The organism is Flavobacterium cheniae, from assembly GCF_004363695.1.
Lineage (GTDB): Bacteria > Bacteroidota > Bacteroidia > Flavobacteriales > Flavobacteriaceae > Flavobacterium > Flavobacterium cheniae.
On the sequence record NZ_SNZC01000001.1, the window covers coordinates 938,123 to 961,099 of the forward strand.

Annotated in this window: 26 protein-coding genes; 12 read left to right on the forward strand and 14 right to left on the reverse strand. The window is 32.5% G+C overall.

Going from position 1 to position 22,977, the window contains the following annotated elements; genetic code table 11:
* Positions 1–27 precede the first annotated feature (27 nt).
* The 3 genes from bshC (at position 28) to C8D80_RS04555 (ending at position 3,079) form a co-directional block, all read left to right on the forward strand.
* Complete coding sequence (gene bshC / locus C8D80_RS04545) at positions 28–1,623, forward strand: bacillithiol biosynthesis cysteine-adding enzyme BshC (protein ID WP_133607817.1); 1,596 nt, start codon at positions 28–30, stop codon at positions 1,621–1,623.
* A gap of 151 nt (positions 1,624–1,774) precedes the next feature.
* Entirely contained in the window at positions 1,775–2,602 is an 828-nt protein-coding gene (locus C8D80_RS04550) for a formylglycine-generating enzyme family protein (protein ID WP_158633801.1), read from the forward strand.
* A 57-nt stretch (positions 2,603–2,659) separates the two neighbouring features.
* Entirely contained in the window at positions 2,660–3,079 is a 420-nt protein-coding gene (locus C8D80_RS04555) for a nucleoside-diphosphate kinase (protein ID WP_133607821.1), read from the forward strand.
* 52 nt (positions 3,080–3,131) lie between these two features.
* On the opposite strand, the gene C8D80_RS04560 is transcribed toward C8D80_RS04555, so the two are convergent.
* Entirely contained in the window at positions 3,132–3,428 is a 297-nt protein-coding gene (locus tag C8D80_RS04560; RefSeq protein WP_133607823.1) for a DUF721 domain-containing protein, read from the reverse strand.
* A gap of 3 nt (positions 3,429–3,431) precedes the next feature.
* Positions 3,432–3,848, reverse strand: coding sequence for a lipocalin-like domain-containing protein (locus C8D80_RS04565; protein ID WP_133607825.1), 417 nt, complete (start codon positions 3,846–3,848; stop codon positions 3,432–3,434).
* Positions 3,849–3,956: 108 nt separating this feature from the next.
* On the opposite strand from C8D80_RS04565, the gene C8D80_RS04570 reads away from it, so the two are divergent.
* Complete coding sequence (locus C8D80_RS04570) at positions 3,957–5,018, forward strand: serine hydrolase domain-containing protein (RefSeq protein ID WP_133607827.1); 1,062 nt, start codon at positions 3,957–3,959, stop codon at positions 5,016–5,018.
* Between the two features lie 13 nt (positions 5,019–5,031).
* On the opposite strand, the gene C8D80_RS04575 is transcribed toward C8D80_RS04570, so the two are convergent.
* From C8D80_RS04575 to C8D80_RS04625, 11 genes are all read right to left on the reverse strand, one after another.
* Positions 5,032–5,214, reverse strand: a complete 183-nt coding sequence (locus C8D80_RS04575) for a hypothetical protein (RefSeq protein WP_133607829.1) — start codon at positions 5,212–5,214, stop codon at positions 5,032–5,034.
* Positions 5,215–5,224: 10 nt separating this feature from the next.
* Positions 5,225–6,205, reverse strand: a complete 981-nt coding sequence (gene ftsY, locus C8D80_RS04580; RefSeq protein ID WP_133607831.1) for a signal recognition particle-docking protein FtsY — start codon at positions 6,203–6,205, stop codon at positions 5,225–5,227.
* Between the two features lie 123 nt (positions 6,206–6,328).
* Positions 6,329–6,481, reverse strand: coding sequence for a DUF4295 domain-containing protein (locus tag C8D80_RS04585; protein WP_113988621.1), 153 nt, complete (start codon positions 6,479–6,481; stop codon positions 6,329–6,331).
* Positions 6,482–6,489: 8 nt separating this feature from the next.
* Positions 6,490–6,672: a 50S ribosomal protein L33 gene (gene rpmG / locus C8D80_RS04590; protein WP_008253902.1), complete on the reverse strand. Its 183-nt coding sequence runs from the start codon at positions 6,670–6,672 to the stop codon at positions 6,490–6,492.
* Between the two features lie 21 nt (positions 6,673–6,693).
* Positions 6,694–6,936, reverse strand: coding sequence for a 50S ribosomal protein L28 (gene rpmB / locus C8D80_RS04595; protein WP_008253904.1), 243 nt, complete (start codon positions 6,934–6,936; stop codon positions 6,694–6,696).
* Between the two features lie 79 nt (positions 6,937–7,015).
* A complete protein-coding gene (locus C8D80_RS04600; RefSeq protein WP_133607833.1) occupies positions 7,016–8,263 on the reverse strand; it encodes a CinA family nicotinamide mononucleotide deamidase-related protein in 1,248 nt (415 codons plus the stop codon).
* Positions 8,264–8,304: 41 nt separating this feature from the next.
* Positions 8,305–8,649 (reverse strand): histidine kinase, encoded by a 345-nt coding sequence (locus tag C8D80_RS04605; RefSeq protein ID WP_133607835.1) that lies wholly within the window; start codon positions 8,647–8,649, stop codon positions 8,305–8,307.
* A 2-nt stretch (positions 8,650–8,651) separates the two neighbouring features.
* Positions 8,652–9,263: a fumarylacetoacetate hydrolase family protein gene (locus tag C8D80_RS04610; protein ID WP_133607837.1), complete on the reverse strand. Its 612-nt coding sequence runs from the start codon at positions 9,261–9,263 to the stop codon at positions 8,652–8,654.
* A 73-nt stretch (positions 9,264–9,336) separates the two neighbouring features.
* Entirely contained in the window at positions 9,337–10,107 is a 771-nt protein-coding gene (locus tag C8D80_RS04615; protein WP_133607839.1) for a 3'-5' exonuclease, read from the reverse strand.
* Between the two features lie 81 nt (positions 10,108–10,188).
* Positions 10,189–11,487, reverse strand: coding sequence for a dihydrolipoamide acetyltransferase family protein (locus tag C8D80_RS04620; protein ID WP_133607841.1), 1,299 nt, complete (start codon positions 11,485–11,487; stop codon positions 10,189–10,191).
* Positions 11,488–11,571: 84 nt separating this feature from the next.
* Positions 11,572–12,690 (reverse strand): glycosyltransferase family 2 protein, encoded by a 1,119-nt coding sequence (locus tag C8D80_RS04625; protein ID WP_133607843.1) that lies wholly within the window; start codon positions 12,688–12,690, stop codon positions 11,572–11,574.
* A 91-nt stretch (positions 12,691–12,781) separates the two neighbouring features.
* Here C8D80_RS04625 and C8D80_RS04630 point away from each other — a divergent pair, with 91 nt between their 5' ends.
* The 7 genes from C8D80_RS04630 to C8D80_RS04660 all read left to right on the forward strand — a co-directional run bounded on the left by C8D80_RS04630 (position 12,782) and on the right by C8D80_RS04660 (position 20,778).
* Entirely contained in the window at positions 12,782–14,632 is a 1,851-nt protein-coding gene (locus C8D80_RS04630; protein WP_133607845.1) for a CocE/NonD family hydrolase, read from the forward strand.
* A 98-nt stretch (positions 14,633–14,730) separates the two neighbouring features.
* Positions 14,731–16,593, forward strand: coding sequence for an ABC-F family ATP-binding cassette domain-containing protein (locus tag C8D80_RS04635; protein ID WP_133607847.1), 1,863 nt, complete (start codon positions 14,731–14,733; stop codon positions 16,591–16,593).
* A gap of 98 nt (positions 16,594–16,691) precedes the next feature.
* Positions 16,692–17,519 carry an O-methyltransferase gene (locus C8D80_RS04640; RefSeq protein WP_133608008.1) on the forward strand — a complete coding sequence of 276 codons (828 nt, stop codon included), beginning with the start codon at positions 16,692–16,694 and terminating at the stop codon, positions 17,517–17,519.
* A 304-nt stretch (positions 17,520–17,823) separates the two neighbouring features.
* Positions 17,824–18,525, forward strand: a complete 702-nt coding sequence (locus C8D80_RS04645) for an ABC transporter ATP-binding protein (RefSeq protein WP_133607849.1) — start codon at positions 17,824–17,826, stop codon at positions 18,523–18,525.
* 36 nt (positions 18,526–18,561) lie between these two features.
* On the forward strand, positions 18,562–19,062 hold the full coding sequence (locus tag C8D80_RS04650) for a hypothetical protein (protein WP_133607851.1): 501 nt from the start codon (positions 18,562–18,564) through the stop codon (positions 19,060–19,062).
* Between the two features lie 61 nt (positions 19,063–19,123).
* Positions 19,124–20,521: an MATE family efflux transporter gene (locus C8D80_RS04655; protein ID WP_133607853.1), complete on the forward strand. Its 1,398-nt coding sequence runs from the start codon at positions 19,124–19,126 to the stop codon at positions 20,519–20,521.
* Positions 20,522–20,547: 26 nt separating this feature from the next.
* Positions 20,548–20,778, forward strand: a complete 231-nt coding sequence (locus C8D80_RS04660) for a hypothetical protein (protein WP_008253940.1) — start codon at positions 20,548–20,550, stop codon at positions 20,776–20,778.
* A gap of 16 nt (positions 20,779–20,794) precedes the next feature.
* Here the strand turns inward: C8D80_RS04660 and meaB are convergent, their stop codons facing one another.
* On the reverse strand, positions 20,795–21,943 hold the full coding sequence (meaB, locus tag C8D80_RS04665) for a methylmalonyl Co-A mutase-associated GTPase MeaB (protein ID WP_394364574.1): 1,149 nt from the start codon (positions 21,941–21,943) through the stop codon (positions 20,795–20,797).
* Positions 21,944–21,976: 33 nt separating this feature from the next.
* Between meaB and C8D80_RS04670 the strand changes: the two genes are divergently transcribed.
* Complete coding sequence (locus C8D80_RS04670) at positions 21,977–22,885, forward strand: AEC family transporter (protein WP_133607855.1); 909 nt, start codon at positions 21,977–21,979, stop codon at positions 22,883–22,885.
* The last annotated feature ends 92 nt before the right edge of the window (positions 22,886–22,977 follow it).

The window sequence follows — 22,977 nt, forward strand, 5'->3', positions numbered from 1 at the left end:
TATTTTAGCAGAAAAATAATTGCTAAAATGCCAAACGACTGTATTACGTATCAAAATTCGGGATATTTTTCAAGATTAATTGTAGATTATTTAGACCAAAAGGCTGAATTAAAGTCGTTATACAATCGGTTTCCAACATTAGAAAACTTTAAACTTCAAATTGAAGAAAAAAGCAAAAATTTTCCAATTGAGAACAGAGAAATTTTAGCTAATGCATTACTAAATCAATATCAAAAGTTCGAAATTTCTGAAGCAACTTCTAAAAATATTGAACTCTTAAAGAAATCAAATACGTATACTATTACAACAGGTCATCAGCTAAATTTATTTACTGGTCCTTTATACTTTCTCTATAAAATTATTTCGGTTATTAATTTAACTAAAGAATTAAAGAATACTTATCCAGAAAACAATTTTGTTCCTATTTATTGGATGGCGACCGAAGATCACGATTTTGATGAAATCAATTACTTCAATTTCAAAGGCAATAAAGTTCAATGGAAAAAAGAGAGCAATGGACCTGTTGGTAGATTGAACAACTCTGGACTAGAAGAAGTATTTGAGAAATTTTCAAACGAATTAGGCTTAGGAAATAATGCGAATTGCGTTCGTGAACTTTTTAAAAAAACGTATTTAGAACATGATAATTTAGCCGATGCAACTCGCTATTTAGCAAATGAATTATTTAAAAATGAAGGCTTAGTTATCCTTGATGGAGACGATTCAGAACTAAAAAAACTATTTATTCCTTTCGCTAAAAACGAATTAATACATCAAACTTCATTTAAAAAAGTAAATGAAACGCTTCCGTTATTAAAAGAATATAATGTTCAGGTAAATCCGAGAGAAATTAATCTATTTTATATTCAGGATAATTTAAGAGAACGCATCGTTTTTGAAAACGGAAATTACAAAATCAACAATACATTATTAACATTTTCAGAAAGTGAAATACTAACCGAACTAGAAAAAAATCCTGAAAATTTTAGTCCGAATGTAATTTTACGTCCGTTATACCAAGAGATTATTTTGCCAAACCTTTGCTATATAGGTGGTGGAGGTGAATTAGCATACTGGTTAGAGCTAAAATCAAATTTTGAAGCAAACACTATTGCCTTTCCAATTTTATTGCTCAGAAACTCTGTATTAGTTGCTACAAAAAAACAGGTTAAAAAAATGGAAAGATTAAATCTTAATTGGGCAGATGTGTTCCAAAACCAGCAAATTTTAGTTAATGAAAAAACCAAAGCATTGTCCGATTTTACAATTGATTTCAGCGAACAAAAAGAATTTCTAAAAAATCAATTTAAAGCTTTATATGAAATTGCAAATAAAACCGATAAGTCATTTTTAGGAGCTGTAAAAGCACAAGAAGTAAAACAATTAAAAGGTCTTGATACTTTAGAAAAGAAACTTCTGAAAGCAGAAAAGAGAATTCATAAAGAAAGACTAGACCAAATTATTCAACTTCAAAATGAATTATTTCCAAATCAAACTTTACAAGAAAGAAAATCAAATTTCGCGGATTTCTACGACGAAGTAAATAATTTTGAAGCTTTTTTCTTACTTTTAAGCTCTCGTTTACAACCATTAAAGCAAAATTTCAACATTGTTATTATTTAAAAATATCGACTAAAAACACTTTTATTCGATAAAAAACAATATATTTAATTTTTTAACATTAAATTGAGATAAAAATTCGTTTTTATAACAATTTAATACATCAATGTTATATTATTATTATATTTGCACACCTAAATTAATAACAAAACTTATGAAAAAAATTACATTTTATTCTACATTATTAATTACCCTTTTATCATTATTTGCATTTAAAAACAGTCTTATTGACAGCAACTTAATCAGAATTCAAGGTGGAACTTTTAAAATGGGTTCAAAAGATTCTGATGGATTAGCTGATGTTGATGAACAAAAAGAACATACCGTTAATCTTAATACATTTGAAATTAGCAAATTTGAAGTAACCGTTTGGGAATGGAAACAATTCATCAAAGCTAATAAAATGAAAATGCCCGTTAAACCAACTTGGGGATGGCAAGATAATTACCCTATTAATGGAGTAACTTGGAACGAAGCGATTGCTTACTGTAACTGGTTAAGCAAAAAAGAAAAACTTCAACCAGTTTATTCTAAAAAAGGACCAAACTTTATTTGCAACTTCAAAGCAAATGGGTATAGATTACCAACTGAGGCAGAATGGGAATTTGCTGCAAAAGGGGGTGCTTCATCAAAATCTTTCAAGTACAGTGGTAGTAATAATTTAGATGATATTGCTTGGCACAAAGGAAATAGCAAAGGAAGTCCTCATACTATTGGAACAAAATTACCTAATGAATTAGGATTACACGATATGAGTGGAAACGTATGGGAATGGTGTTGGGACTGGTACAATAAAGATTTCTACAAACAAGAAAAAGGAGAAAACCCTAGAGGACCAGAAATGGGAGAAAGAAGAACCGTAAGAGGTGGTTCTTGGGATAGCCAACCAAATTATGTAAGACCTGCTAACAGAATTTCTACAGAACCAAATAAAACGCATGAATTTTATGGTTTTAGAGTAGCTAGAACAATTACAAAATAATAAAAAACAATATTGCAAAACCTAATTAAAATGGTACCTTTGCAAAAAATTTAAAAAATGGCAACAAACAGAACTTTTACAATGATTAAACCAGATGCTGTAGAAAACGGACATATTGGTGGAATCTTAAACATGATTACAGAAGGTGGTTTCAAAATTGTTTCTTTGAAATTAACTCAATTAACTATTGCTGATGCACAAGCTTTTTATGCTGTTCACGCTGCAAGACCATTTTTTGGTGAATTAGTTGAATTTATGACAAGAGGTCCAATTGTAGCTGCTATCTTAGAAAAAGATAACGCAGTTGAGGATTTCAGAACTTTAATTGGAGCTACAAATCCTGCTGATGCAGCTGAAGGAACTATCCGTAAAAAATACGCTACTTCTATTGGTGAAAATGCAGTTCACGGATCTGATTCTGATGAAAATGCAGCTATTGAAGGTGCTTTCCATTTTTCAGGAAGAGAGCAATTCTAATTCTAGAATTAATTATATAAAAAAATCCCGATTCAATGAATCGGGATTTTTTTTATCTAAGAACCAAATTCGTTACCAAATCTTTCCTTAATTCTTCATTTATCATTCTTATGATTTTATCTTTTCCGTAACTTAATTCCTCTCGCAAAACAGCAGAAGACAAAGCTACATAAAGGGTAGAACCTTTTAATTGAATTTCCGTTGTATAATTATTCACGCCATTTCCCATTAAATTTTTCCAAGCATCACGAACATTAACCACATCCATACCAGCTTCCAACTTATTTTGAGAAATAAATTGTTTCAACACATCTCCTATCGGACTTTCTTCATTGAATCGCTTTGCCATAACTTACTTTACAGAAAATTTCACCGGTCTTTTATAATGATATTCTAAATCTTGCTCGTTTTTAACTACTAATTTATCTTTTGTCAACTCGATAATTTCTTCTTTCCAACTAGCATAAGTGGTTTTATACTGAATTGTAGCATCACCATCTTTAACAGCAATAACAATATCTTCCTGGATATCATTAGTTAAATAGGTCCCGTCTAATTGAGGCATTACTTTTTTTCTAAAACCTTTATTGCCATCTATTTTAAAAAAATCGATAGTTTCATTTACTTTATATTCTTTCTTATCACCATCTGGAAGTTCTACTTTTTCAATTTCCCAATAGCCATTTAAATTCGAAATATCAGCATCCGTAATCTTCTGTTTACACGAAAGAACTGAGCCTAAAACAATTAAAAAAAGAATTTTCTTCATACTATATTTACCAAATTAGACTATAAAATTACAATTAAAAATCATTCGAATTAAACTATTCTGTATTTTTATTGTCTAACTTGTATAAGTTCTAAAATTAATTTAGCTATGAAAAAAATATCACTACTTTTTATCCTTATTACTTCATTATGGAGTTGTAATTCAGATGATGGAAATTCATCTAACGAAGAAGCTATGTATTTTCCTCCTATTGGTTCTTCTACATGGGAAACCAAAACAATAGCATCACTTGGATGGAATGAAACTCAAGTACAACCTTTATTAGATTATTTAGAGTTAAAAAACACTAAAGGTTTTATTATTCTTCATAATGGAAAAATTGTAATGGAAAACTATTTTAATGGTCACAGTGCTACTGACACCTGGTACTGGGCAAGTGCAGGAAAAACATTAACCGCAACCGTTACTGGTATAGCTGAACAAGAAGGATATTTAAACATCAATAATAAAGTTTCGGATTATCTTGGAACAGGCTGGACAAGTGCTCCGATTTCTAAAGAAAATCTAATTACCAACAAACATCTTTTAACGATGTCATCGGGATTAAATGATGCCTTAGGAGATGATGTTTCTCCTGCTAATTTACAATACGTAGCTGATGCTGGAACACGTTGGGCATATCATAACGTATATGTCAAATTACAAGATGTAGTCGCTGCATCTACTGGACAAACTTGGACAAACTATTTCAATACTAAATTAAGAGATAGAATAGGAATGACGGGGTTTTGGTTTCAAAGCGGTGAAAATAGAGTTTACAGAAGTAACACAAGAAGTATGGCAAGATTTGGGTTATTAGCTTTGAATTTAGGAAATTGGAATGGCAATCAAATTATTAATAATTCTTACTTCAGAAATTCAACTTCGACATCTCAAAATTTAAATTTGGCTTATGGATATATGTGGTGGTTAAATGGGAAAAGTAGTTATCGATTACCCCAAACTCAATTTCAATTTAATGGAACTTTAATACCTAACGCTCCGAATGACATGTATTGTGCTTTAGGTAAAGATGATCAAAAAATATATGTTGTGCCAAGTAAAAAATTAGTTATTATTCGAATGGGTGATGCTGCCGATGGGACAAATTTTGCACTTTCTGACTTTGACAACGAACTTTGGCAAAAAATAAATGCTGTCATTAATTAACAGCATTTATTTTTTATTTTTTTGCTTTCTTCTTACCGCTTGTAAACTTAATCAGTAAGTACATAAATATGGCAAAAGAAGCCAATCTTAATGTTAGAAATACAAAATCATAATCACTAAATGGAATGGCAACTAAAGCCATTACAACAGCCGCTAAAAATAACTGAACTGTTCTATATTTTAAAAGTTCTTTCACAGTTTAAATCTTATTTAAAAAACGAATCCACAAATTCATATTTATTAAACACTTGTAAATCTTCGATTCCTTCCCCTACTCCAATATATTTTACAGGGATTTGAAATTGGTCAGAAATTCCAATTACAACTCCTCCTTTTGCTGTTCCGTCTAATTTTGTAACCGCTAAACAAGAAACTTCTGTAGCTGCTGTAAATTGTTTTGCTTGTTCAAAAGCATTTTGACCAGTAGAACCATCTAAAACCAAAAGTACATCATTTGGTGTATTTTCTACCACTTTTTGCATTACTTTTTTCACTTTAGAAAGTTCGTTCATTAAACCAACTTTATTGTGTAAACGACCCGCAGTATCGATAATTACAACATCAGCATTTTGAGCTACTGCACTCTGTAATGTATCAAAAGCTACCGATGCAGGATCACTTCCCATTTGTTGTTTTACGATTGGCACACCTACTCTATCTGCCCAAATTTGCAATTGATCAATAGCAGCTGCTCTAAACGTATCCGCAGCTCCTAAAACAACGTTATAACCTGCTTTCTTAAACTGGTAAGCTAATTTACCGATAGTAGTTGTCTTACCAACACCATTAACACCAACTACCATAATAACATAAGGCTTTGTGTTAGCTGGAATTTCAAACTGAGTTGCTTCACCTGAATTGGTTTCCGATAATAAACCAGCAATTTCTTCACGAAGAATGCTATTTAATTCGTCAGTTCCTAAATATTTATCTTTTGAAACACGCTCTTCTATACGTTCAATAATCTTTAATGTAGTATTAACACCAACATCTGAAGATACTAAAATTTCTTCTAAATTATCCAATACTTCAGCATCCACTTTCGATTTTCCAGCAACAGCTTTAGTAAGCTTAGAAAAAAACGACGTTTTCGATTTCTCTAAACCTTTATCTAAAGTTTGCTTCTCTTGCTCGTTTAATACGGGCTCTTTCTTTTCCGAAGAGAATATTTTTTTAAAAAAACTCATACTAAATAGGGTTTAAGCTTTTACTGATTTTGTATTTACTGCAAAATCAATTATCTGACAAATGTAAAAATAAAAAAGCTACTTTCAAACGAAAGTAGCTTATCTATATAATTGTTTTATGAATTATTTCTTTTTCAAGAATTCATCAACTAATTCAGGAGCCATCACAGATTCAACGAATGTGTAAGCGCCAGTTTTTGGAGATTTAACCATTTTAATAGCTTTGGTTAATCTTTTAGAAGCTGTTTGTAAAGTTGCTACGGTTTTCTTTGCCATGACTTATCTTATTTAATTTCTTTATGTACAGTTACTCTTTTCAAGATTGGATTAAATTTTTTAATCTCTAATCTATCTGGAGTGTTTTTTTTGTTTTTCGTAGTAATGTAACGAGACGTTCCTGGAACTCCAGAAGTTTTGTGCTCAGTACATTCTAAAATAACTTGGATTCTATTACCTTTCTTTGCCATTTTGATATATATTATTGCGGATTATACAGATTTTACAAATCCGTTTGCTTTTGCATTTTTCAATACAGCAGCAATTCCATTTTTATTAATAGTTTTTAATGCAGCAGTTGAAATTTTCAACGTTACCCATCTATCTTCTTCAGGAATGTAAAAACGTTTTTTTACTAAGTTAACAGAGAATTTTCTCTTCGTTTTGTTCATAGCGTGAGAAACATTGTTCCCTACCATTGCTCTTTTACCTGTAAGTTCACAAACTCTTGACATTATTATTCAGCTTTATTTCGTTATCTAAAATCAGGGTGCAAAGAAACAAAATCGATTTCATATACACAACTATCTTTTGTTATTTTTTTAAAATTTCTTTATAAATTAATTCTAATGCTTTACTAACCGCCCTGTCAATAACCTTTTCACGGGGTTGTCCAAAATTAAATTCTTCCACAAAAACCCCATTTGGAGTAGCAATAGCAATGAAAACCGTTCCTAATTCTGACGCTTCATCTCCTTTTGTTGGGCCAGCATTTCCTGTAGTGGCAATTGCAAAATCAGAATTCATTATTTTTTGCACTGATTTTGCCATTTCAGTAGCAACTTCTGTACTTACAACTCCATATTTAACAACAGCCTCATTAGCAATCCCTAACACATTTATTTTAGTCTGAGTAGCATAACTTACGACACTTCCCTTAAAATAATTTGATGCCCCTGGAACCGCGGATAAAGTTGCCGCTATTTTTCCACCCGTACAACTTTCCGCTGTTGAAATTGTTATCTTTTTTTCAGTCAATAACCTTCCTAAAACTACCTCAATAGGTTCATCTTCGTTATACCCTACAATTATATCATGAATTAACAAATCGAGCTTTTCAACTTGCTGTTTTATTTCATTTTTCAGCAATTCTTCATTTGTTCCTCTTGCTGTTAATCGCAAACGAACTTTCCCTGGACTTGGTAAATACGCTAATTTGATAAAATCAGGTAAATTATCTTCCCATTCTTCAATTTGTTCAGCAATCATGCTCTCTCCACGACCATAAGTCATAATGGTTTGATGCACAATATAAGGACGTTCAAATTTTTTAACTAAATTTGGAATCACTTCATTATCAACCAAATATTTCATTTCATAAGGAACGCCTGGCAACGAAATAAAAACCGTATTTTCTTTCTCCACCCACATTCCTGGCGCTGTTCCGGCTTGATTAAAAAGCACTTTTGCTTTTGTAGGAACTAACGCTTGTTCTCTATTAATTTGTGTGATTGGACGTTTATAAATCCCTTCAATAATAGATTTTACATGCAACAAAACGGCTTCATTTTCCACTAAAGTATCTTCAAAATAGTCGCAAAAAGTTTTCTTAGTAATATCGTCTTTTGTTGGACCTAATCCACCAGTTACGATAACTACATTCACTTTATTTTGAAGCGAATTAAACGTGTCTAAAATATGTTGTTTGTCATCTGAAATCGACAACATTTCATGCGTTGCAATTCCGATTTTATCAAGAGCTTTGGCAATATAAGAAGAATTCGTATCGACAATTTGGCCAATAAGAATTTCATCGCCAATGGTTACTATAGCAGCTTTCATTTTGAATATTTAATAGATTGGGGAATTTAAAAAACAGAATGTTACAACTTGAAATCTTTTTTTATTTCTTTTACTGCTAAATCAATTCTACTTTTTAACGATTTGAATACTTCTTTAATTTCTTTTCTTTTACCTTCGGCTTTTGCCCAAGTCATGATTTGAATGTTCTCTTCATAAGCTAAGTCCATTCCTAATAAATCTAAAGTCGGCTTTATTTTATGGCAAGAAGCATAAGTTCTAGTATAGTCTTTTTCTTCGATAGCTACTTTGATGGATTTTATTTCCGCCGGAACCTCTTCAAAAAATAAGGTTACGATTTGCAATGCAAATTCAATATCGTTTTCAGAAATTTCATAAACCTTCGCTAAATTGTATTGTAATGCCATAACTATCTGATTTGAATTTTAAACATCGATTTTCCTTCTATAAAACCTTCCAAAACATCACCTTCTGTAACTTTTGCAACACCTTTTGGAGTACCTGTAAAAATAATATCTCCAATTTTTAACGTAAAATATTGTGAAACATAAGCTATTAACTCATCTATTTTCCACAACATCAAACTAGTATTACCCTCCTGAACGGTGGTTCCATTTGATTTTAACTCAAAGTTAATATTTTCTAACGAAGTATAATTTTTTTTCGACGTAAAGCTTCCAATTACCGCTGAATGGTCAAATGCCTTTGCTTTTTCCCAAGGTAACCCTTTCTCTTTCAACTTACTTTGCACATCTCGAGCGGTAAAATCAATTCCTAAACCAATTTCTTCATAATATTTATTAGCAAATTTAGCATCGATATGTTTCCCTACTCGGCAAATCTTTACCAAAATTTCCACTTCATGATGAATATCATTACTGAAAGCCGGAATCACAAATGGATTCTTATTTGGCAAAATTGCAGAATCAGGTTTCATAAAGATTACCGGTTCTGTTGGTCTTTCATTATTCAACTCCGAAATATGGTCGGCGTAATTTCGACCTATGCAGATTATTTTCATTTTTTTTAGGTTAAGGGTAAATGGTTAAGGGCAATGGGTAGAACCTTTTAACTTTCACCCATTACCTTTCACCTTATTTAGTATTTAACTTTCTTAATTTAATTCCTGTAAGTACTTTTTTAGTATATAACGGAAAATCAGCATTTTGAATCCATCCAAAATAACCTGGTTCTTTATCAAAAACATCATCTACCAAAGCACCTTTATGTTTTCCAAAGGTAAAAATTTCTTTTCCTTCGTTATTCAAAGCAATGAATCCTGCAAAATCAACTGATTTTTTACGCGTTGTAAATTCAGATAACGATTTCATATCGTTTTCTAAATTCTCGTAGCGATCTAATTGTGATTTTAAGATTTCGTACGTTGCCATCGTATCCGCTTCAGCACTATGAGCGTTTTCTAAACTTTGTCCGCAATAGAATTTGTATGCTGCACTTAAAGTTCGTTCTTCCATTTTATGAAAAATCGTTTGCACATCAACAGAAACTCGGTTTTTCATATCAAAATCAACTTCGGCACGCAATAATTCTTCGGCTAAAAGCGGAATATCAAATCTATCAGAATTAAATCCAGCCAAATCAGAATCTTTAATCATGTTATGAACTTGCGTTGCTAACTCTTTAAATGTGGGTTCATTAGCTACTTTTTCATCGGTAATTCCGTGCACCGCAGTGGTTTGTGGCGGAATTGGAATCGTAGGATTTACCAACCAAGTTTTACTTTCTTTATTTCCGTTTGGATATACTTTAAATATTGAGATTTCTACAATTCGGTCTCTAGCAACATCAATTCCAGTGGTTTCAAGGTCGAAAAAGCAGATTGGGCGTGTTAATTTTAATTCCATAGCGATTTTATATAGGACAAAGATAGAAAAACCCGACAGCTTTTAAAAACTATCGGGTTTACTTATAAATTTATTTTCAGTTTAGAAATCTCTGTTTACATCAAAAGCTTCTAAATAATCTGCAACACGTTTTACAAAACTTCCTCCTAACGCTCCATCAACAACTCTGTGATCATAAGAGTGTGATAAGAACATTTTTTGACGGATTCCAATGAAATCACCTTCTGGAGTTTCAATAACAGCTGGTACTTTTCTAATCGCTCCTAAAGCTAAAATACCTACTTGTGGTTGGTTGATAATTGGCGTTCCAAAAACAGAACCAAAAGTTCCCACATTCGTAACTGTATAAGTTCCACCTTGCGTATCGTCTGGTTTTAATTTTCCTGCTTTTGCACGGTTTCCTAAATCGTTTACTGCTTTTGCCATTCCAACTAAGTTTAATTGATCAGCATTTTTAATTACAGGAACAATTAAGTTTCCGTTTGGTAAAGCTGCTGCCATTCCTAAGTTGATATTTTTACGTTTGATAATATAATCTCCATCAACTGAAATATTCATTCCTGGGAAATCTTTCAATGCTTTTGCTACCGCTTCCATCATAATTGGTGTAAAAGTTAACTTCTCACCTTCTCTTTTTTCGAAAGCAGCTTTCACTTTATCTCTCCATTTTACGATGTTCGTAACATCTACTTCAATGAACGATTGTACGTGAGCCGAAGTTTGTACCGAAGCTACCATGTAACCCGAAATCAACTTACGCATTCTGTCCATCTCTACAATCTCGTCACCACCATTTACTGAAACCGGAACGGATTGAGCTACTGGAGCTGGATTTGCTTTTGGAGCCACCGCTGGAGTTGCAACAACTGCAGGCTGACTTCCTCTATTTTTGATATAATTTAATAAATCTTCTTTGTTTACTCGACCATCTTTACCAGAACCAGCAATAGATTCTAATTCTACTAATGAAATTCCTTCTTCTTTAGCAATATTTTTAACTAAAGGTGAAAAGAATTTATCTGATGCTGAAAAATCTGCTGGAGCAACAGTTTCTTTTGCTACTTCTACTGCTTTTGCTACTTCTGCAACTGCAACTGGAGCGTCTGCTTTAGCTTCTGGAGTTGCTACAACGGCACCACCTTCCGTTTCGATAATAGCGATAGTTTGTCCTACTTGAACTACATCATCGGTATTAAATAAAATTTCAACAAGTGTTCCTGCAACTTCTGAAGGCACCTCACTGTCTACTTTATCAGTAGCAATTTCAAGTACTGCTTCGTCCATTTCAATTTTATCACCAACTTTTTTTAACCAGTTAGTAACTGTTGCCTCTGCAACACTTTCACCCATTTTAGGTAATTTCAATTCAAACTTTGCCATATCTTTAAACTAAAGTTGTGTTTTTGTATTTGGTTTGCAAAAATACTAATTTTTCGTTCGTTTTTTAAACAATTCAATAATTTTTTACAATAAAATTATTTGTCCTCTATCGTTAGAATTATTACTTCCTATTAAGTAATTCGAACTCGAAATATAATTCTTAAAACTTAGATTTTTACTCTTATTTAACTGCATAAAAGTAATAATTTCAGCAAAACTAAAAGTAGTCTTATCAAATATTATTTCAATGTTTTTATGCGATTGGTTCTCAAATTGATTAAAATCAGACAAATAAGTTGCTTTTTTTGATAGGTTCAATTCTAAATTTTCTCTTGAAAAAACGACATATTCATCAATAATCCGAACTTCATTCTTCTGTTGATTCTTCTTCAAAAGACTAAAAACAAAACTTCCCACTTGCATCATTACATCAAAAAACCATGATTTCTTAAAGTGCTTTTTATAGAAAAATTGCATCGCTTCACGGAAACGCTTCATATAGGTTCCATCTCGTACTGTACTTTCACCTTTATAATGAATCACAGAAGTTTCGTGAAAGTAATAATTCGATTTACCTGTTTTCAACACCAAATAACTCAAATCGATATCATCTGAATACATGAAACAATTTTCATCAAACCCGCCAACTTTTAGATATAATTCACGTTTCATTACCATAAAGGCACCAACTAAAATATCGACTTTCCCTGATTCGTTTTCAGATAAATGTTGGGCGTAATATTTTCCGAAATAATTCGAAATTTTATACAATCCGAAGATTTTCGTAAAAGCTACCCAAGGAGTTGGAACCCCACGTTTGCTTTCGGGTAGAAAATTTCCAGCACCGTCGATTAATTTACAACCGATAATTCCAGTGTTCAGTTGCCAGTTTTTAGTGTTCAGTATTTTAGAAAAAGTATCTTCTGTAACAACCGTATCAGGATTTAAGATGCAAATGTATTTCCCTTTAGCTTGAGCTACTCCGATGTTATTTCCTTTTGGAAAACCTAAATTAGCTGCGTTTTCAATGAGTTTGATGTGCGGGAATTTGGTTTTCATCATCTCACAACTATCATCAGACGAAGCGTTATCAATGACAATGATTTCGCTATCAATTCCTTCCAATGCTTTTTGAACACTAAGAACACATTGCTCTAAAAAATAGCGCACATTATAATTAAGGATGATTACGGATAGTTGCATGATGCGAATATAATTAAAAGTTTAATTTTAACATTAGTCAATATTCATTTTGAATAAAAACTTAATATCTTCGAAAATTAAAATTCGTTTTATGAAAAAAATAGTTACCCTAATTTTATTTTTAACATCATTTTCTATTTTCTCGCAAGAGGATATAAAAGCTAATTACGACAAAAAAGAAGTTTATATTTCAATGAGAGATGGTACAAAACTTTTTACTGCCATCTATACTCCTAAAGACATTTCTTCTAGAAAAAAGTATCCTATTTTGATGCAAAGAACTTGTTATAGTGTTGCCCCTTATGGTGAGGACAATTATAAAAAATCATTAGGACCAAATGCGTTTTTACAAAAAGATAAATACATTTTTGTTTACCAAGATGTGAGAGGAAGATACATGAGTGAAGGAACTTTTACAAATATGACACCTCAAGTTATTCAAAAAAGCAAGAAAGATACTGATGAAAGTACTGATACTTACGACACGATTGATTGGTTGATCAAAAACATTAAAAACAATAATGGAAAAGTCGGACAGTATGGAACTTCATATCCCGGATTTTATACTGCGGTTGGAACTTTAGCCAATCATCCTGCATTAGTTGCATCATCTCCGCAAGCACCAATTTCCGATTTCTTTTTTGATGATTTTCATCATAATGGTGCTTTTTTAATGGGATATTTCAAAACTTTCCCCGTTTTTGGAGTTCAAAAAACTAAACCTGAAAATAAAGCTTGGTATTCTGACCAATCCATCAAAACAACTTCAAGAGATGGTTCTATTTTTTATAAAGAAATTGGAACTTTAAAAGAAGCGGTTGATAAATATTACAAAGACAATTTTTTCATGCAAGAAATTGTAAATCATCCTAATTACGATGATTTCTGGAAATCTAGAAATTTGTTACCCCATTTAAAAGGAATCGATCACGCAGTTATGACTGTTGGCGGATGGTACGATGCAGAAGACTTGGCCGGACCATTGAACATTTATAAAACAATTGAAAAAAATAATCCTAAAGCAAAAAACACAATTGTAATGGGACCTTTCTCTCACGGCGGATGGTCGAGAGAAGCTGGAAAACACTATCACAACGATGTTTATTTTGGAGATAGTATCGCTACTTTCTATCAAAAAAATATCGAACATAAATTCTTCAATCACTATTTGAAAGAAAAATCTAAAGAATCTGCAAAACTCCCTGAAGCATACATGTTTGATACAGGCAAGAAAGAATGGAAAACATTTGAAAATTGGCCTCCAAAAGAAAGCACAAAACTGAATTTTTATCTAAGTTCAAATGGAAAATTAGATACCAAAAAAAGTGAATCAGCAAACTTTAGCGAATACTATAGTGATCCAAACAACCCGGTTCCAAGTAGTATCAATTATGCTGAATATAACGGTTTCACACCCAGAAATTACATGAGCGAAGACCAAAGATTTGCCTTGAGCCGACCTGATGTAGTTACTTTTACAACAGATTATTTAACGGAAGATATTACATTAGCTGGAGAAATTATGGCTAAATTAAAAATTGCTTCAACTGAAACAGATGGAGATTTTATCGTAAAATTAATCGATATTTATCCAGCTGACGAACCTCAAAATAAAGACAAACCAAATGTACTTTATGCCAACTATCACCAAATGGTGAGAAGCGAGGTAATGCCAGCACGTTTTAGAAATAGTTTTGAAAAACCAGAACCTTTAACTCCAAACGCAACTACGGAAGTTAATTTTAGATTACAAGATGTTTTACATACTTTCAAAAAAGGACATAAAATTCAAATTCAAGTACAAAGCACTTGGTATCCGTTAATTGCTGTTAATCCTCAGAAATTTTTAGAAAACCCTTACTTGTCAGAAAAACAAGATTACACTAAGGCTTTTATTAAAATCTTTGAAGAAAGTCATTTAGAAGTAGAAATTTTAAAATAACAAAACAAAAGCTGTCAGAAATGATGGCTTTTTTATTTAATTCCAAAAGATTGTTTCATCTGTTACAATAAACTATTTTTGCAGCTCTAAATTGTATTATGAATTACTTATCAGTCGAAAATATCTCCAAATCTTATGGCGAACGTGTGTTGTTTGACAACGTTTCGTTTGGAATTAATAAAGATCAAAAAATAGCTTTTATCGCTAAAAACGGTTCGGGAAAAACCACCATTATGAACATGATTAATGGTTTAGACGAACCTGATTCAGGTCAAGTGGTGATTCGAAAAGAAATCAACATGGCGTTTTTGTCGCAAAACAATAATTTGCAAGACGAATTAACTATTGAGGAAAATATTTTTGCTTCGGATAATGAAATTCTGAAAGTAATTGAACGCTACGAAAAAGCGTTAGAAAATCCGAATGATGAAGAAGCGTATCAAAGAGCTTTTGACGATATGGACCGACATAATGCTTGGGATTTTGAAACGCAATTCAAGCAAATTCTATACAAGCTAAAGTTGGAAGACTTGAAAATGAAAGTCAAAAACATGTCGGGTGGACAAAAAAAGAGACTTTCGTTAGCGATTATTTTGATTAGCAAACCTGATTTATTGATTTTAGACGAGCCAACGAATCACTTGGATTTAGAGATGATTGAATGGTTAGAAGATTATTTTGCAAAAGAAAATATCACATTGTTTATGGTAACGCACGACCGTTTCTTTTTGGAACGTGTTTGTAACGAAATTATCGAATTAGACAATGGAAAAATATACCAATACAAAGGCAACTACTCGTATTATTTAGAAAAGAAAGAAGAACGTTTGGCTTCTGAAAATGCGAGTATCGACAAAGCACAAAACTTATTCGTAAAAGAATTAGCTTGGATGCGCCGTCAACCAAAAGCTAGAACTACCAAATCGAAATCGCGTCAAGATGATTTTTACGTGATTAAAGAAAAAGCGGAAAGTCGTAGAAAAGAAAATGTGGTAGAGCTCGAAATCAACATGGAGCGTATGGGAAGCAAGATTATCGAAATGGTAAAATTGAACAAAGACTTTCCTGATAGAACCATTTTAAAAGATTTTAGCTATTCATTTCAACGTGGAGAACGTATTGGAATTATTGGTAAAAACGGAACGGGAAAATCGACTTTCTTGAACATTTTAACCCAAACCATTCAACCTGATTCGGGTAAAGTAATTATTGGTGATACTATTAAAATTGGATATTACACCCAAAGTGGTATCAATCCAAAACCAGGACAAAAAGTAATCGATATTATCAAAGAATATGGCGAATATATTCCGTTGACAAAAGGAAAAATTATTTCGGCTTCGCAATTATTGGAACGCTTTTTATTTGATGCCAAAAAACAATACGATTTCGTAGAAAAATTAAGTGGTGGCGAATTGAAACGTTTGTATTTATGTACGGTTTTAATTCAGAATCCGAATTTCTTAATTTTGGATGAGCCAACAAATGATTTGGATATTGTAACGCTGAACGTTTTAGAAAGTTTCCTTTTAGATTATCCTGGTTGTTTGTTAGTGGTGAGTCACGATAGATATTTCATGGATAAAATTGTCGATCACTTATTTGTTTTTAGAGGTGAAGGCGAAATTGAAGATTTCCCTGGAAATTATTCAGATTTCAGAGCATATGAAGATTCAGCTGAACCAAAAGTTTTGAATTCGGTAAGCACTGAAAAAACAAATTGGAAGGAAAAACAAACGGCTACAACCGGATTAAGTTTCAACGAACAGAAGGAATTCAATAAAATTGAAAAAGAAATCAAAGATTTAGAATACAATAAAAAACAAATCGAACAAGAATTCGCTGACGGAAAAGTTGCTGATGATAAAATTGAAGCGAAAGCAAACGAATTACAAAAAATCATTCAGTCTTTAGAAGAAAAAGAAGAACGCTGGTTTGAATTGAGTTCTAAAATGGAATAAAGTTTCACAATGTAACACCACGTTTTACACAAAGTTTCACTAAGTTTTTTTTCTTATAAATTCTTTGTGTTACTTTGTGCCAAACTTTGAGAAACTTAGTGCTACAACAAATAAAATCTTACATAAAATTCCTTTTACACTCCAAAAACGAACATGGAGTGCATTCGCCATTTGTATTTGATTTGATTATGAAATGTTTTTATGATGCAACAAAATATCAAGAATACGAAGTATTAAAATCGTATAGAAAATCGCTTTTAGAAAATAAAAACACGATCGAAGTAACGGATTTTGGTGCAGGTTCACGAGTTTTTAAATCGAATACCAGAGAAATTGCAAAAATCGCACAAACCGCTGGAATTACTCCAAAAAATGCGGAATTGCTTTTTAGAATCGTTCGCTATTTTCAACCCAAAAGCATTTTAGAAATTGGAACTTCTTTAGGATTAGCCACTTCGGCTCTTTCGTTAGGAAATTCAAATGCGAAAATCATCACTTTAGAAGGTTGTCCGAATACGCAAAAGCAAGCACAAATTCAATTACAAGGGCAAAATTCAAATTTTCAAAACGTTGAATTTGTCAATACAGAATTTTCAAGCTATTTTAAAACCCTTAACCTTTCACCTGTCACCCATCAACTAATCTATTTCGATGGCAATCATTCCAAAAAAGCTACTTTAGATTATTTTGAAGCGTTAATTCCAACCATTTCAAATGATTCTGTTTGGATTTTTGATGACATTCATTGGTCAGCCGACATGGAAGAGGCTTGGGAAATCATAAAAAATCATCCAAAGGTTTCGGTTACAATTGATACGTTTCAATGGGGAATTATCTTTTTTAGAGCCGAACAAGAAAAAGAACATTTTATCATCAATCCGAATAAAACGATTAGTTCGCATTTGTTTGAAAGAATTCGTTTTTAGTTGTAACAAAATTTATATTTTCGCACTAATAATCAAACAGCTATAAATTGGTTATTATGGAAAATCTTTCTTTTTTTAAATCAAAATATTTCAAATTTATACTTCCTTTTATTATTGTATTGGGAATAATTTATTTGTTTAAATCAGGATATAAATTTGGTCAATGGTTGTATTTAATGATAAATTAAATCATTGTTTTGCTTTATTTATGTAACAAATTCCTTTCTTTTTCTACTTATTAGAGTATTACATCAATAATATTGTCATCTCGAGCGAAGTCGAGAGGCTAAATTCTAATTTCATTATGGCAAATCCGTTAATCAAAATAACCAATATCAAAAGAGATTTTCCTTTAGGAAACGAAATCGTGTATGTATTAAAAGGCATCGATTTAGAAATCAATAAAGGCGAATATGTAGCTTTAATGGGACCTTCAGGTTCTGGAAAATCAACTTTGATGAACATTTTAGGTTGTTTAGACACACCAACTTCTGGAACATACATTTTGAACGGAAAACACGTTAGTGAAATGCAAGACGATGAATTGGCAGGAATTCGTAATAAAGAAATTGGATTCGTTTTTCAAACGTTCAACTTAATGCCACGAACAACGGCTTTGGATAATGTCGCTTTACCAATGGTTTATGCCGGTCATTCCAAATCAGAACGCGTGGAACGTGCTACTGAAGTATTAACACAAGTAGGCTTGAACGACAGAATGGATCACAAACCAAATCAACTTTCGGGTGGTCAACGTCAGCGTGTGGCGGTTGCGAGAGCTTTGGTAAATAAACCTTCTATCATTTTAGCCGATGAACCAACCGGAAACTTAGACAGTAAAACTTCGGTGGAAATCATGAATTTATTCAACGAAATTCACGCCAAAGGAAACACTGTAATTCTAGTAACTCACGAAGAAGACATTGCCGCTTATGCACACCGAATCATTCGTTTACGAGACGGACTTATTGAAAGTGATACCATGAACTCTAATATAAAAAAGTAAATTCACTTTAAATCCCGAATTACTTAAATGGATAATGTGGAGAAAATATATCCCGCGGTAAACGTAAAATCATTTGTCTCCTTTTTTTGGTTTATCCTAGTACTTGCAATATCTGTTATTGCATCTATTTTTGGGTATGTTTTAATTAGAGATGGCTATTGGAAAATTTCTTTTTTCACTTTACCCTTTATTTTATTAACTCCTTATATAATATTTTTTAGCTTAAAATCTAAAATAATTTTAACTAAAGATTCTATAATTAGGAAAGTTCCATTTAGTAGAAAGGAAATAAAATATTATGAAATTAAAACTCTTAAAATTTACGATACAATAGGAAATGGATATGGCTCTGTTTCTTATTTAGAAAGTAAAAAACCAAATTCAAAAAGTCTATTTACTTTAAAAACAATTTTTGTATCGGATATAGAAAACTCTCATCCAAATAAATTCACAAAGGGTAAACAATTTACTTTTCATGCTACAAATGATATTTACTCATTTATTGAAGAAAAAATTTCTAATAAACAAGTTGATTAAGTAATGTTTTATTATTGAAAAATCTTTTTCAAAATAACTACCTTTGCTCAAAATTGCCAAAATGACTTTTTCCGACTACTCTAAAGAATTTTCATATAACTTAAAACTTGCCTACCCTATTATTTTAGGAATGTTAGGCCATACCGTTGTGGGAATTGTAGATAATATCATGGTCGGAAAATTAGGTCCAACCGAGTTAGCTGCTGTGTCTTTAGGAAACAGCTTTGTTTTCATTGCCATGTCATTAGGAATTGGATTTTCTACTGCAATTACACCTTTAGTAGCAGAATCAGATGGAAAAAATGATGTAGCTGGTGGTCGTTCTGCATTTCATCACGGATTGTATTTGTGTACGATTTTAGGTGTAGCTTTATTTACTTTAATTTTCTTTTCGAAACCACTAATTGCTTACATGGGACAACCCGAAGCAGTTGTAGAAATGGCAAAACCTTATTTAGATATCGTAGGTTTTTCGTTGATTCCGTTAATTATGTACCAAGCGTACAAACAGTTTGCCGACGGTTTGAGTGAAACTAAATATTCGATGTGGGCAACCATTATTGGAAATTTAACCAACGTAGTTATAAATTACTTCTTAATCTACGGAATTTGGATTTTTCCAAAATGGGGCATCGTTGGAGCCGCTGTAGGAACTATTGTTTCGCGTTTTGTGATGTTAGGCTATATGCACTACATAATGAATTTAAAACCAAAATTCCATCCGTATTTTAAAGGATTTAGCTTGAAAGAAATTAAGAAAGAAGTCAACCAAAAAATCATTAAAATTGGGATGCCTTCTGCCATGCAAATGTTCTTTGAAGTGGCGTTGTTTACAGGAGCCATTTGGTTATGTGGAATGATTGGAACAACAAGTCAAGCAGCGAATCAAATTGCATTGAGTTTAGCTTCTTTAACCTTTATGTTTGCGATGGGATTAAGCGTTACCGCAATGATTCGTATTGGAAACCAAAAAGGATTAAATGATTATGTAACCTTAAGAAAGGTAGCAATATCCATTTTCTTATTAGCTGTGGTGATTGAAATTGTTTTTGCTTTACTATTTGTTGCCTTACATACGACTTTACCATACATTTTCGTAGATATCAACGATGCAAAAAATCTAACCGAAAACTTAGAAGTAATCGCAATATCAGCCAATTTACTTTTGGTTGCTGCCGTTTTTCAAATTTCCGATGGGTTACAAGTAGTGGTTTTAGGCGCACTTCGTGGTTTACAAGATGCTAAAATTCCAATGTATATTACGTTTGTAGCGTATTGGGTAATTGGATTTCCTATCTCCATTTATTTAGGATTAGAAACCGAATTAAAAGCTGTTGGCGTTTGGATTGGACTTTTAGCCGGATTAACAGCAGCAGCAATATTTTTGTATATTCGCTTTAATTATTTGACTAAAAAACTGGTTCAAGTACAAGCACAAGAGCAAGTTCAATTACAATAACAAGAAGAAATTAAAATCATAAAAACATGAACTTACCAAAATTTGTAATCGGAGATAATACCGATTTTCCAGAAGATATTTTCGTAATCCATTTAGAATATCCAAGATTCGTAATCAACTTGAAAGATGACGAAGTAGAATTTTTAGAAGACATTGAAGAAGAAGACGAAAAAGAATTAGAATCAGAAATGGAACATTTAATTACCATTGCCGGAGAATTCTACGATAGAGAAATTGAACGTTACGAGCAGGAATAGTGTTCAGAGTACAGTATTATTTTTTAAAATATTGATCTAATAAACTCATAGCCGCTGCAAAAGGTGAAATTTCATTGTTTTGCACGGCTTTTTTATTTTCTTCCAATAGTTGCATGATATTCGGATGATTGTAAAAGTGAGATTTCAATTGTTCATTAATCGTTTCCATCATCCAAAATTGGTTTTGATTTTGACGTTTTTCTTCGAAATAATGATTTGCTTTTACCAATTCGAAATACTCTGAAATGATCTCCCAAATCGCATCAATTCCTGTTTGTTCATAAGCACTACAAGTCGTTACTTTTGGAATCCAACCCGAAGATTTAGCTGGAAATAAATGCAACGCTCTATTGAATTCGGTTTTGGCTAATTTTGCTTTCGCAATATTATCACCATCCGCTTTATTGATTACGATAGTGTCTGCCATTTCCATGATGCCACGTTTGATGCCTTGTAATTCATCACCAGCGCCTGAAATTTTCAACAACAAAAAGAAATCGACCATACTGTGAACAGCAGTTTCGCTTTGCCCTACTCCAACCGTTTCAATAATAATCGTATCAAATCCACAAGCTTCACACAAAATAATAGTTTCACGCGTTTTTCTGGCAACGCCACCTAACGTATCGCCCGAAGCACTTGGTCGAATATAGGCATTCTCGTCTTTTACCAATTCTTCCATACGGGTTTTATCGCCCAAAATACTTCCGTGACTGATAGACGAACTCGGGTCAACAGCCAAAACAGCGACTTTCTTTCCGATGGTAGTTAAATATTTTCCAAAAGCTTCAATAAACGTACTTTTTCCAACACCTGGAACACCGGTAATTCCAACACGAACCGAATGATTCGCATGTGGCAAACAACCTTTAATTACTTCATTTGCTTTGGCTAAATGTTCAGGATTCGTGCTTTCGACTAAAGTTATGGCACGACTCAAAGCGGTTTTATCTCCTTTTAAAATTCCAGCAATCAGCTCTTCTGCCGAAGGTTGTTTTCTTCGGAATTGTTGAATTTGACTTGCCACAAGGGTACTCAGCGTTTCAGGTTGTTCCACGCCATGAATTTCTGAAAGTGCCGATTTTTTATTTGGTGTTTTCAAAAGGAATTTTGCTTTGTGTAAAAATACAAAAAATGTAGGAATATAAAACATCGAAATCTTCATGATTAATTACCTTTGTATTCTTGATTTTAGGAAATGGAAAACATCATTTTATTATTTTTATGCTTGATTTTGGGCGTTGCGCTTCAAAAAGTGCCGCAATTTCCTAAAAATGCCTATCAAAGTTTGAATCAATACGTGATTTACGTTTCGCTTCCGGCTTTGGCATTGTATTACATTCCGAAAATTACGATTTCACTCGCTTTACTTTATCCGTTAGGAATTGCGTGGTTAGGTTTCGGATTATCGTTTGTGTTTTTCTATGCTTTGGGGACGTATTTCAAATGGTCGAAAAAGTTAATTGGATGTTTAATTTTAACCGGTGGATTGAGTAATACTTCTTTCGTAGGATTTCCAATTATCGAAGCTTTGTATGGTGCAGATGGATTAAAAACCGCCATTATTGTTGACCAACCCGGTTCATTCGTAGTCGTAACTACATTAGGTATTTTAGTCGCAGCTAGTTTTTCAAGAGGAAATTTAAGTACTTCAGAAATCGTATTGAAGATTGTAAAATTCCCACCATTTATCGCTTTTACGATTGCACTTTTTTGTACAATATTTACTTTAGAATTTCCAGAAGCGTTGCAAAACTCCTTTTTAAGAATTGGAAATACCGTAACTCCAGTTGCTTTAGTAGCCGTTGGATTACAATTAAAAATTGATACCCGAAGCAAACATTGGTCATTTTTAACTTTAGGATTATTTTTCAAATTAATTTTAATGCCCGCTTTTTTCTTCTTGCTTTACAAAATCATATTAGGCGGAAAAGGATTAGAAATAGATGTATCTATAATAGAATCTGCCATGGCGCCCATGATAACAGGTGCGATTTTAGCTTCCAATTATGGATTAAAACCCAAATTGAGTAGTATGATGATTGGTATTGGAATTCCGCTGTCGTTGCTGACGGTAGCTTTTTGGTATTGGGTTCTGAGTTTGTAGCACTAAGTTTGACACAAAGTTCCGCCAATTTTTTTTGAAATCTTTGCGACTTAGCGCTTTTGCGAGCGAAAAATTCTGTGTCCCAAAAAACA

What these genes read in the sequence shown, in the direction of transcription:
- bshC (WP_133607817.1), top strand. Translation starts at nt 28, where the DNA reads ATGCCAAACGACTGTATTACGTATCAAAATTCGGGATATTTTTCAAGA.
- C8D80_RS04550 (WP_158633801.1), top strand. Translation starts at nt 1,775, where the DNA reads ATGAAAAAAATTACATTTTATTCTACATTATTAATTACCCTTTTATCA.
- C8D80_RS04555 (WP_133607821.1), top strand. Translation starts at nt 2,660, where the DNA reads ATGGCAACAAACAGAACTTTTACAATGATTAAACCAGATGCTGTAGAA.
- C8D80_RS04560 (WP_133607823.1), bottom strand. Translation starts at nt 3,428, where the DNA reads ATGGCAAAGCGATTCAATGAAGAAAGTCCGATAGGAGATGTGTTGAAA.
- C8D80_RS04565 (WP_133607825.1), bottom strand. Translation starts at nt 3,848, where the DNA reads ATGAAGAAAATTCTTTTTTTAATTGTTTTAGGCTCAGTTCTTTCGTGT.
- C8D80_RS04570 (WP_133607827.1), top strand. Translation starts at nt 3,957, where the DNA reads ATGAAAAAAATATCACTACTTTTTATCCTTATTACTTCATTATGGAGT.
- ftsY (WP_133607831.1), bottom strand. Translation starts at nt 6,205, where the DNA reads ATGAGTTTTTTTAAAAAAATATTCTCTTCGGAAAAGAAAGAGCCCGTA.
- C8D80_RS04585 (WP_113988621.1), bottom strand. Translation starts at nt 6,481, where the DNA reads ATGGCAAAGAAAACCGTAGCAACTTTACAAACAGCTTCTAAAAGATTA.
- rpmG (WP_008253902.1), bottom strand. Translation starts at nt 6,672, where the DNA reads ATGGCAAAGAAAGGTAATAGAATCCAAGTTATTTTAGAATGTACTGAG.
- rpmB (WP_008253904.1), bottom strand. Translation starts at nt 6,936, where the DNA reads ATGTCAAGAGTTTGTGAACTTACAGGTAAAAGAGCAATGGTAGGGAAC.
- C8D80_RS04600 (WP_133607833.1), bottom strand. Translation starts at nt 8,263, where the DNA reads ATGAAAGCTGCTATAGTAACCATTGGCGATGAAATTCTTATTGGCCAA.
- C8D80_RS04605 (WP_133607835.1), bottom strand. Translation starts at nt 8,649, where the DNA reads ATGGCATTACAATACAATTTAGCGAAGGTTTATGAAATTTCTGAAAAC.
- C8D80_RS04610 (WP_133607837.1), bottom strand. Translation starts at nt 9,263, where the DNA reads ATGAAAATAATCTGCATAGGTCGAAATTACGCCGACCATATTTCGGAG.
- C8D80_RS04615 (WP_133607839.1), bottom strand. Translation starts at nt 10,107, where the DNA reads ATGGAATTAAAATTAACACGCCCAATCTGCTTTTTCGACCTTGAAACC.
- C8D80_RS04620 (WP_133607841.1), bottom strand. Translation starts at nt 11,487, where the DNA reads ATGGCAAAGTTTGAATTGAAATTACCTAAAATGGGTGAAAGTGTTGCA.
- C8D80_RS04625 (WP_133607843.1), bottom strand. Translation starts at nt 12,690, where the DNA reads ATGCAACTATCCGTAATCATCCTTAATTATAATGTGCGCTATTTTTTA.
- C8D80_RS04630 (WP_133607845.1), top strand. Translation starts at nt 12,782, where the DNA reads ATGAAAAAAATAGTTACCCTAATTTTATTTTTAACATCATTTTCTATT.
- C8D80_RS04635 (WP_133607847.1), top strand. Translation starts at nt 14,731, where the DNA reads ATGAATTACTTATCAGTCGAAAATATCTCCAAATCTTATGGCGAACGT.
- C8D80_RS04645 (WP_133607849.1), top strand. Translation starts at nt 17,824, where the DNA reads ATGGCAAATCCGTTAATCAAAATAACCAATATCAAAAGAGATTTTCCT.
- C8D80_RS04655 (WP_133607853.1), top strand. Translation starts at nt 19,124, where the DNA reads ATGACTTTTTCCGACTACTCTAAAGAATTTTCATATAACTTAAAACTT.
- C8D80_RS04660 (WP_008253940.1), top strand. Translation starts at nt 20,548, where the DNA reads ATGAACTTACCAAAATTTGTAATCGGAGATAATACCGATTTTCCAGAA.
- meaB (WP_394364574.1), bottom strand. Translation starts at nt 21,943, where the DNA reads ATGAAGATTTCGATGTTTTATATTCCTACATTTTTTGTATTTTTACAC.
- C8D80_RS04670 (WP_133607855.1), top strand. Translation starts at nt 21,977, where the DNA reads ATGGAAAACATCATTTTATTATTTTTATGCTTGATTTTGGGCGTTGCG.